Below are 838 nucleotides of genomic sequence, written 5' to 3'. Positions count from 1 at the left end.
GAACTGCACCAGCGAACAGAAGAAACCAACGACGAACAACACCTCCAGCGGCACCTGCGGCATGATCGCCAACGGCAACGCCGCCACCGCCAGAAACCCGGCAAAGCAGCGTATCAGCAGCGCGCGGTCATAACGGTCGGACAACCAGCCCAACGGCCACTGCACCAGCAGACCGGCAAAAATGCAGCTACCCATGAACAGACCGACCTGCTCGGTCGTAAGCCCCTGTTGCGATGCATACAGCGGCGCCAGACCGTAGAACGAACCAATGATCAGACCGGCGCCGAGCACCGTGCTCAGCGATTGCGGCACACGCTTGATAAAGAAGCGCGGCTCCATCGGCGCCGGGTGCAGAGGCGCCGGGTGAATCCGTCGGGTCAACGTCACCGGCACCAGACACAGGGCAAAGCACAGCGCCACCAGCATCAGCAGTTCCAGGCCGAGGCCGGGGTGCATGACCAGAATCAGCTGGCCCAGCACCAGGCCCAGATACGAGGCGATCATGTAACCGCTGAACACCAGCCCACGCTGATTGGCGTCGGCCTGCTCGTTGAGCCAGCTCTCGATGACCATGTACTGACACATCATGCCCAGACCGACGAGCGTCCGCAGCACCAGCCACGCCGGCAGCCAGTCCACCAGTCCATGGCCGAGCACCGCCGCGCCGACGATCCCGGCACACGCCGAGTAGGCACGGATATGCCCGACCCGGGCGATCAGGCGATGGCCGATCTTGCCGCCCAGCACCAGACCGAAATAGTTGGCCGCCATCAGCGCACCGACCCACAGCCCGTCGACATTGTCGGCGGCCAGACGCAAAGCCAGATAAGTAGAAAGA

Annotated in this window: 1 protein-coding gene; it reads right to left on the bottom strand. The window is 63.5% G+C overall.

Annotation, left to right across the window (positions count from 1 at the left end):
- Positions 1-838, bottom strand: an 838-nt coding sequence (locus J5M71_RS26065) for an MFS transporter (protein ID WP_207838312.1), incomplete at both ends; no start/stop codon positions are given.

This window comes from Pseudomonas sp. 43(2021), from assembly GCF_017490805.1.
Lineage (GTDB): Bacteria > Pseudomonadota > Gammaproteobacteria > Pseudomonadales > Pseudomonadaceae > Aquipseudomonas.
The sequence above is the reverse complement of the archived record's forward strand: the minus strand, read 5'-3'. Positions and strand labels throughout refer to the sequence as shown.